This is a genomic window from Streptomyces sp. NPDC002018, assembly GCF_042890865.1.
GTDB lineage: Bacteria > Actinomycetota > Actinomycetes > Streptomycetales > Streptomycetaceae > Streptomyces.
The window spans coordinates 1-8,757 of record NZ_JBIASO010000016.1 but is presented as its reverse complement, the minus strand read 5'-3'; the positions used below and the strand labels follow the sequence as shown (position 1 = coordinate 8,757).

Annotated in this window: 1 protein-coding gene; it reads left to right on the top strand. The window is 72.5% G+C overall.

The features are described 5' to 3' along the window. Positions 1-43: 43 nt before the first annotated feature. On the top strand, positions 44-8,757 hold an 8,714-nt coding region (locus tag ACFYYH_RS24655), incomplete at its 3' end, for a type I polyketide synthase (RefSeq protein WP_388554904.1).

Below are 8,757 nucleotides of genomic sequence, written 5' to 3'. Positions count from 1 at the left end.
CGCCCTCCCGGCGACGCGAACCGAAAGAGAGCTGGAGAGAACGATGAGCACGTCCCCCAACAAGTATGTCGAGGCGCTGCGGTCGTCCCTGAAGGAGATCGAACGGCTCCGTGAGCAGAACCAGCGGCTGGTGGCGGCCGCCGAGGAACCCGTCGCCGTCGTCGGGATCGGCTGCCGCTACCCCGGCGGGGTGACCAGCCCCGAGGAACTGTGGGAACTGGTCACCGAGGGCCGTGACGTCATGGCGGGCTTCCCCGCCGACCGGGGCTGGGACCTGGAGGGCCTCGCCGGCGAAGGACCCGGCCGCAGCCTCGCCCAGGAGGGCGGGTTCCTCTACGACATGGCGGACTTCGACCCGGGGTTCTTCGGTATCTCACCCCGTGAGGCCGTCGCGATGGATCCCCAGCAGCGGCTGCTGCTGGAGGTCGCCTGGGAGGCGCTGGAACGGGCCGGGATCGACCCGGCCACCCTGCGCGGCAGCCGGGCGGGCGTGTTCGTCGGCACCGCCGGACAGGACTACGGCACGGTCGTCAAGGCGTCCGACGAGGACACCGAGCTGTACGCGATGACGGGCCACGCCGCCAGCGTGATCTCGGGCCGGCTCTCCTACACGCTGGGCATCGAGGGGCCCGCCGTCACCGTCGACACGGCCTGTTCCTCCTCGCTGGTGGCACTGCACTGGGCGGCGCAGGCCCTGCGCAACGGCGAGTGCACCATGGCCCTGGCAGGCGGCGCGTCCGTGATGGCCACACCCGGGCCGTTCGTCTCCTTCACCGCCCAGGGCGGCATGGCCGCCGACGGCCGCTGCAAGTCGTTCTCCGACGCCGCCGACGGCACCGGCTGGGGCGAGGGCGCCGCCGTCCTCGTCCTGAAACGCCTCTCCGACGCCCGGCGCGCCGGACACCCGGTCCTGGCGGTGCTGCGCGGCAGCGCCGTCAACCAGGACGGCGCGTCCAACGGGCTGTCCGCGCCCCACGGCCCCTCGCAGCGCCGGGTCATCCGGGCCGCCCTGGAGAACGCCCGGCTGACACCCGGCGACGTGGACATCGTCGAGGCGCACGGTACGGGTACGACCCTCGGCGACCCGATCGAGGCACAGGCGCTGCTGGCCACCTACGGCCAGGACCGCGACCCCGGAAGCCCGCTGCGGCTCGGCTCGGTCAAGTCGAACATCGGGCACACCCAGGCGGCCTCGGGCGCCGCCGGTGTGATCAAGATGATCATGGCGATGCGGCACGGGCTGATGCCGCGCAGCCTGCACGCGGCCGAGCCGTCCGGCGACGTGGACTGGACGGCGGGCTCCGTGGAACTGCTGCGTGAGCCTCTCGCCTGGCCGGAGACGGGCCGGGCCCGGCGGGCCGCCGTCTCCTCCTTCGGCGTCAGCGGCACCAACGCGCATGTGATCCTGGAGGAGGCGCCCGCCCCGGCCGAGGACGAGGCCACGGGCGCCCCCGCCGAGGACTCCGTGACACCGGGCGTCATTCCCTGGGCCATCGCGGGCCGCACCGCCGCGGCCCTGGAGGCCCAGCGCGCACGGCTGTTGTCCTTCATCGAGCGCAACCCCGGGACACGGCCCATGGACGTGGGCTACTCCCTCGCCACGGGACGCTCGGTGTTCGAGCACCGGGCCGTGCTGCTCGCCCACAGCACCGCCGACGAGGTCGGCGCGATCGGCGGGGCCGTCGAGCTCACCGAGGCCGCCGGCGGCCTCGCCGACGAGGGCCTCCTCGCCGTCCTGTTCTCGGGACAGGGCTCCCAACGGCTCGGCATGGGCCGTGAACTCCACGCCCGCTTCCTCGTGTTCGCCGAGGCCTTCGACACCGTCACCGCCGCACTCGACACCCATCTCGGCGCCGGGCCCGGCCGTTCCCTGCGCGAGATCGTCTCCCTGCGCGAGATCGTCTGGGGCACCGACGCCGGGGAACTCGACGAGACCCGGTGGACCCAGCCCGCGCTCTTCGCGGTCGAGGTGGCGCTGTTCCGCCTCGTCGCGTCGCTCGGCCTCACCCCCGACTACGTCGGCGGCCACTCCATCGGCGAGATCGCCGCGGCCCATGTGGCGGACGTCCTCTCCCTGGAGGACGCCTGCCGTCTGGTGGCCGCGCGCGCCACGCTGATGCAGGCCCTGCCACGCGGTGGCGCCATGGTCGCCGTAGAGGCCACCGAGGACGAGATCACCCCGCTGCTCACCGACCGGGTGTCGGTCGCCGCGGTCAACGGCCCGCGGTCCGTGGTGGTCGCGGGCGACGAGAGTGCCGTACTGGAGATCGCGGCGGAGCTGAAGGAACGAGGCCGCAGGACGACCCGGCTGCGGGTCTCGCACGCCTTCCACTCACCGCTGATGCGGCCGATGCTGGCGGACTTCCGGGCCGTCGCGGAGAGCCTGACGTATCAGGAGCCCCGTATCCCGGTCGTCTCCCATCTCACCGGCCGGATCGCCGAGGTGGCGGAACTGTGCTCCGCCGACCACTGGGTACGGCACGTCACGGAGGCCGTACGGTTCGCCGACGGCCTCCGCACCCTCACCGCACGGGGTGTCACCACCCTGCTGGAACTGGGACCCGACGGAGTGCTCTCCGCCATGGCCCAGGACTCACTGGCGGACGGGGCGGCGGCGATCGTGCCGCTGCTGCGCAAGGACCGCCCCGAGGAACTGGCCGCGGTCACCGCGCTCGCCCAGGTGCATGTCCGCGGCGCCACCGTACGGTGGGCCGGTCTTTACGACGGGTCCGGCGCCCGGCGCGTGGACCTGCCGACCTATCCGTTCCAGAACCGGCGCTACTGGCCCTCGGCCGCCCTCGCCGGGACCGGCGACATGCGTGCCGCCGGGCTCGGTCCGGCCGGCCATCCGCTGCTCGGCGCGGCCGTCGAACTGGCCGACGGCGAAGGCGCCCTGTTCACCAGCAGGCTGTCGGTACGGTCCCATCCCTGGCTCGCCGACCACGGGGTCCGGGGCCGGGCGCTGCTGCCCGGAACCGCCTTCGTCGAGCTGGCGATCCGGGCCGGTGACGAGGTCGGCTGCGACCGCGTGGAGGAGCTGACCCTCGCCGCGCCGCTGGCCCTGCCCGAGCAGGGCGCCGTACAGCTCCAGGTCCGCGTCGGCGCCGCCGACACGGCGGGGCGCCGCCCCCTGGGTGTCTACTCCCGCGCCGAGGACGGATTCGACCTGCCCTGGTCGCGGCATGCCACCGGCTTTGTCGCACCCGGCACCGGCACCAGCACCGGTGCCGGAACGGGAGCGGGAGCCGGACCGGGACTGGGAGCCGGAGCCGGAAGGGGAGTCGGAGTGGGAGTCGCCGTCGCCCCCGGCTTCGATGCCACCGTCTGGCCACCGCCCGGTGCGGAACCCGTCGCTCTCGACGGCTGCTACGAGCGGCTCGCCGGCCTCGGCTTCGACTACGGCCCGGTGTTCCAGGGCCTGCGGGCCGCCTGGCGGCGCGGCGACGAGGTGTACGCCGAGGTCGCCCTGCCCGACGGCGCCGGCTCCGACCCGAGCGCCTTCGGCCTGCACCCGGCCCTGCTCGACGCCGCCCAGCACGCGGCGGCCTACACCGACCTCGGCGCCATCAGCCGAGGCGGACTGCCCTTCGCCTGGGAAGGCGTGTCGCTGACCGCCTCCGGCGCCTCGGAGATCCGGGCCCGGATCGCCCCGGCGGGCGAGGACACCGTCTCCATCGCCGTGTACGACACGGCGGGTGACCCGGTCCTCACCGTGGACTCCCTGGTCTCGCGCCCGCTGCCCGCCGAACGGCCGGACGACACCGCGACCGTGCACCGGGACTCCCTCTTCCACGTGGAGTGGACCGAGGTCACGGGCGCGGACAGGATCTCGCCCGGGTCCGTCGCGACGGCCGTGGTGGGCGCGGACCCCTTCGGTGTGACGGCCGCGCTGCGCGCCGCCGGTACCTCCGTCACGGTCCACCCCGACCTGGCGTCGCTCGCGGCGGCGGACGGCCCGGTGCCCGGGACGGTCCTGCTCGCCGTGTCCGGCGAGGGGGAACGGCGGGAGCAGCGGGAACAGCGCGAGCAGCGGGAACAGCCGGAAGGGCATGACCAGCGGCAGCAGCGGGAGCAGCGGGGCGGCGCGGTCGTGGAAACGACGCACACCCTCGCCGCCGAGGTCCTCGAACAGGTACAGCGATGGCTGGACGAGGACCGCTTCGCCGACGCCCGTCTGGTCTTCGTGACCCGCGGCGCGCGGAACGGCGACGACCTCGCCGCCGCCTGCGCGCACGGCCTCGTACGGACGGCACGCACGGAGAACCCGGGACGCTTCGGCCTCCTGGATCTGGACCCCGGCACGGCCCCTCTCCCCCCGGAGGCCGTGCCGGCCGCCGTGGCGTTCGCCGCCGACGAGCCGGATCTCGCGGTACGCGGCGGTGAACTGCTCACGGCCCGGCTGGCGCGGGTTCCCGTTCCCCGGGAACCGGCCGGACCGGTCGTGTGGGACGCCGAGGGTACGGTGCTGATCACCGGAGGCACGGGTGGTCTCGGCGGCGTACTCGCCCGGCACCTCGTCACCGACAGGGGCGTACGGCATCTGCTGCTGGCGAGCCGTCGCGGCTCAGAGGCGCCCGGCGCGGAGGCGCTGGCCGCCGAACTCGCCTCGTACGGCGCCGAGGTGACCGTGGCGGCCTGCGACCTCGCCGACCGGTCCGCCGTGTCCGCACTGCTGGCGTCGGTGCCAGCCGGCCATCCGCTGACCGCCGTCGTCCACACCGCCGGAGTGGTCGACGACGGAGTGATCGGTTCCCTCACCCCCGAGCGGCTGGACACCGTACTGCGGCCGAAGGCGGACGCGGCCTGGCATCTCCATGAGCTGACACAGGATCTCGACCTCGCCGCCTTCGTGGTCTTCTCCTCCGTCGCCGCCACCCTCGGCAGCCCCGGACAGGCCAACTACGCGGCGGGCAACGCCTTCCTCGACGCACTGGCCGAGCGCCGGCGGGCAGCCGGTCTGCCCGGACTCGCCCTCGCCTGGGGCCCATGGACCCGGAGCGTCGGGATGACCGGCACACTCACCGATATCGACGTCGAGCGCATCGCGCGCTCCGGTATGCCGCCGCTCTCCGTCGAGCAGGGGGTGGCGCTGTTCGGCGCCGCGCTCGCCGCCGACCTCGCCACGGTGGCGCCCGTACGGCTCGACCTGCCGGTCCTGCGCACCCAGGGCGACATCCCGCCGCTGCTGCGCGGTCTGATTCGAGCACCTGCCCGGCGCGCCGCCGCCCGGGGCTCCGGCACGGCCGGAGGCCTCGCCGAGCGCCTCGCCGGACTGAACGCCGCCGCGCGCCGTGAGACCCTGCTCGATCTCGTACGCGGCCAGGTCGCCCAGGTGCTCGGCCATGCCGACGCGGCCGAGGTCGAGGCAGGCCGCCAGTTCCAGGATCTCGGCTTCGACTCCCTGACGGCGGTCGAGCTGCGCAACGGCCTCAACACCGTCACCGGGCTGCGGCTCCCCGCCACCATGGTCTTCGACCATCCGACCCCGAGCGCGCTCGCCGACCATCTGCGCGACGAACTCCTCGGCGAAGCGGCCGACGCGTCGGCCGGGGCGCCGACGGTACCGGTCCGCGCCCTGCCCCCGGTGGCCGACGACCCCATCGCGATCGTCGGTATGGCCTGCCGCTACCCGGGCGGGGTGAACTCGCCGGAGGATCTGTGGCGGCTGGTCACGGACGGCACGGACGCGATCTCCGGCTTCCCGGTCAACCGGGGCTGGGACCTCGACGGACTGTACGACGCGGACCCCGACCGCCCCGGCAGGACCTATGTGCGCGAGGGGGGATTCCTGCACACGGCGGGCGAGTTCGACCCCGACTTCTTCGGTATGTCGCCGCGTGAGGCGATGGCGACGGATTCGCAGCAGCGGTTGCTGCTGGAGGCGTCGTGGGAGGCGATCGAACGCGCGGGGATCGACCCGCTCTCGCTGCGTGACAGCAGGACCGGTGTGTTCGCCGGGGTGATGTACAACGACTACGGCCCGATGCTCACGGGCGAGGAGTACGAGGCCTTCCGCGGCAACGGAAGCGCTCCGAGCGTGGCCTCCGGCCGGGTCTCGTACACCCTGGGCCTCGAAGGCCCGGCGGTGACGGTCGACACCGCCTGCTCCTCCTCCCTGGTGGGGATGCACCTCGCCGCGCAGGCGCTGCGCGGCGGTGAATGCTCGCTGGCACTGGCCGGCGGCGTGACGGTCATGTCCACCCCGAGCACCTTCGTGGAGTTCTCACGGCAACGGGGTCTCGCTCCCGACGGCCGCTCCAAGGCCTTCTCGGATTCGGCCGACGGCGTCGGCTGGTCGGAGGGTGTGGGGATGCTGGTGCTGGAGCGGTTGTCGGACGCCCGGCGCCATGGCCATCAGGTGCTTGCGCTGCTGCGGGGCAGTGCGGTGAATCAGGATGGTGCGTCGAATGGTCTGACGGCGCCGAATGGTCCGTCGCAGCAGCGGGTGATTCGTCAGGCGCTGGCGAGCGGTGGTCTGTCGGTGGATGACGTGGATGTGGTGGAGGCGCATGGTACGGGGACGACGTTGGGTGATCCGATCGAGGCGCAGGCGCTGCTCGCGACGTATGGGCGTGACCGTGATCCTGAGCGTCCCCTGCTTCTCGGGTCGGTGAAGTCGAACATCGGTCATACGCAGGCGGCTGCCGGTGTGGCGGGTGTGATCAAGATGGTGATGGCGATGCGGCACGGGGTTCTGCCCCGGACACTGCATGTGACCGAGCCGTCGTCGCATGTGGACTGGTCGGCGGGGTCCGTGGAGCTGCTGACGGAGGAGACCGGGTGGCCGGAGGCGGGCCGCGCGCGGCGTGCGGCCGTGTCGTCGTTCGGCATCAGCGGCACGAACGCGCACGTCATTCTGGAGCAGCCGTCTACCGTGGCCGGGACATCGGCCGGGACTTCCTCGCAGGAGGCGTTGGCTGCTGGCGTGACGGTGCCGTGGGTGGTGTCGGGGAAGTCGCCGGAGGCGTTGCGGGGTCAGGCGGCGCGGTTGCTGTCGCTGGTCGAGGCGCGGCCTGAGCTGCGTCCGGTGGATGTCGGCTTCTCGCTGGTCACAGGGCGGTCGGCGTTCGCTCACCGTGCGGTGGTGCTGGCGGGTGAGTCCGTGGACCAGATGCGTGCCTTGCGTGCGCTGGCGGCCGGGGATCCGGACCCATGGGCGGTCTCTGGTCGGCCCGTTCCCGGGAAGCGCGCTTTCCTGTTCTCGGGTCAGGGGTCGCAGCGGTTGGGTATGGGGCGTGAGTTGTACGGGCGTTTCCCGGTGTTCGCTGAGGCGCTGGATTCCGTACTCGCCGTGCTGGACGGTGAGTTGGGTCGTCCGTTGCGTGAGGTGATGTGGGGTGAGGATGCCGATCTGCTGAACGGGACGGGTTGTGCTCAGCCGGCGTTGTTCGCGGTGGAGGTGGCGCTGTTTAAGCTGGTGGAGTCGTGGGGGGTGACCCCCGATTTCGTGGCGGGTCATTCGATCGGTGAGATCGTCGCCGCTCATGTGGCGGGGGTGTTCTCGTTGGAGGACGCGTGCCGTCTGGTGGCGGCGCGTGCTTCGTTGATGCAGGCGCTTCCGTCCGGTGGTGCGATGGTCGCGGTGCAGGCGACCGAGGACGAGGTCGTCCCGTATCTCTCCGGCCGGGTGTCGATCGCGGCGGTCAACGGGCCGTCCTCGGTGGTGATCTCGGGTGACGAGGAGGCGGTCGCGGATGCCGTGGCGCGGCTCAAGGAGCTGGGTCGCAGGACCAGCCGTCTTCGGGTTTCGCACGCGTTCCATTCGCCGTTGATGGATCCGATGCTGGATGGGTTCCGTGCGGTGGTGGAGGGGTTGTCGTTCGCGGAGCCTTCGGTGCCGGTGGTGTCGAATGTGACGGGCGGGCTGGCGGCCGTGGGGGAGTTGTGTGCGGCGGAGTACTGGGTGCGGCATGTCCGTGAGGCGGTGCGGTTCGGGGATGGGGTGCGGGCGCTGGGTGAGCTGGGGGTGCGTACGTTCCTGGAGCTGGGTCCGGACGGTGTGCTGTCGGCCATGGCCCAGGAGTCGGTGCCCGAGAGTGCCCTGACCGTGCCCGTCCTGCGCAAGGACCGCCCCGAGGAGATCTCGGCCGTCACCGCGCTCGCCCAGCTCCATGTGGGTGGCGCTCACGTGGAGTGGCGGGAGTTCTTCACCGGGACCGGCGCCCGCCCGGTGGATCTGCCGACCTATGCCTTCCAGCACCGGTGGTTCTGGCCCACGGAGTCGTCGGCCGGCGCCCGTGATGTACGAGCCGCCGGTCTGGGCTCCGCGGGGCATCCGTTGCTGGGTGCGGCGGTGGAACTGGCGGAAGGCGAGGGAGCGGTCTTCACGGGTCGGTTGTCGGTGGGGTCGCATGGGTGGCTGGCTGATCATGTGGTGTGGGGTCGGGTGGTGTTGCCGGGGACGGCGTTGTTGGAGTTGGCGTTCCGTGCGGGTGATGAGGTGGGGTGTGATCGTGTTGAGGAGTTGACGCTTGCTGTTCCGTTGGTGTTGCCGGAGCGGGGTGCGGTGCGGGTGCAGGTGCGGGTGGGGGTCGCTGATGATTCCGGTCGTCGTGCGGTCACTGTTCATTCCCGGCCCGACGGCGACGGCAACGGCGACGGCGAAGGGGCGGTCTGGACGCAGCACGCGACAGGTGTGCTGACGGTCGGGTCCTCCGTCACGCCCGCCGACTTCGACGCGACGGTATGGCCGCCCGCAGGTGCCGAGCCGATGGCGGTGGAGGGGTGTTACGAGCGGTTCGAGGAGCTGGGGTTCGG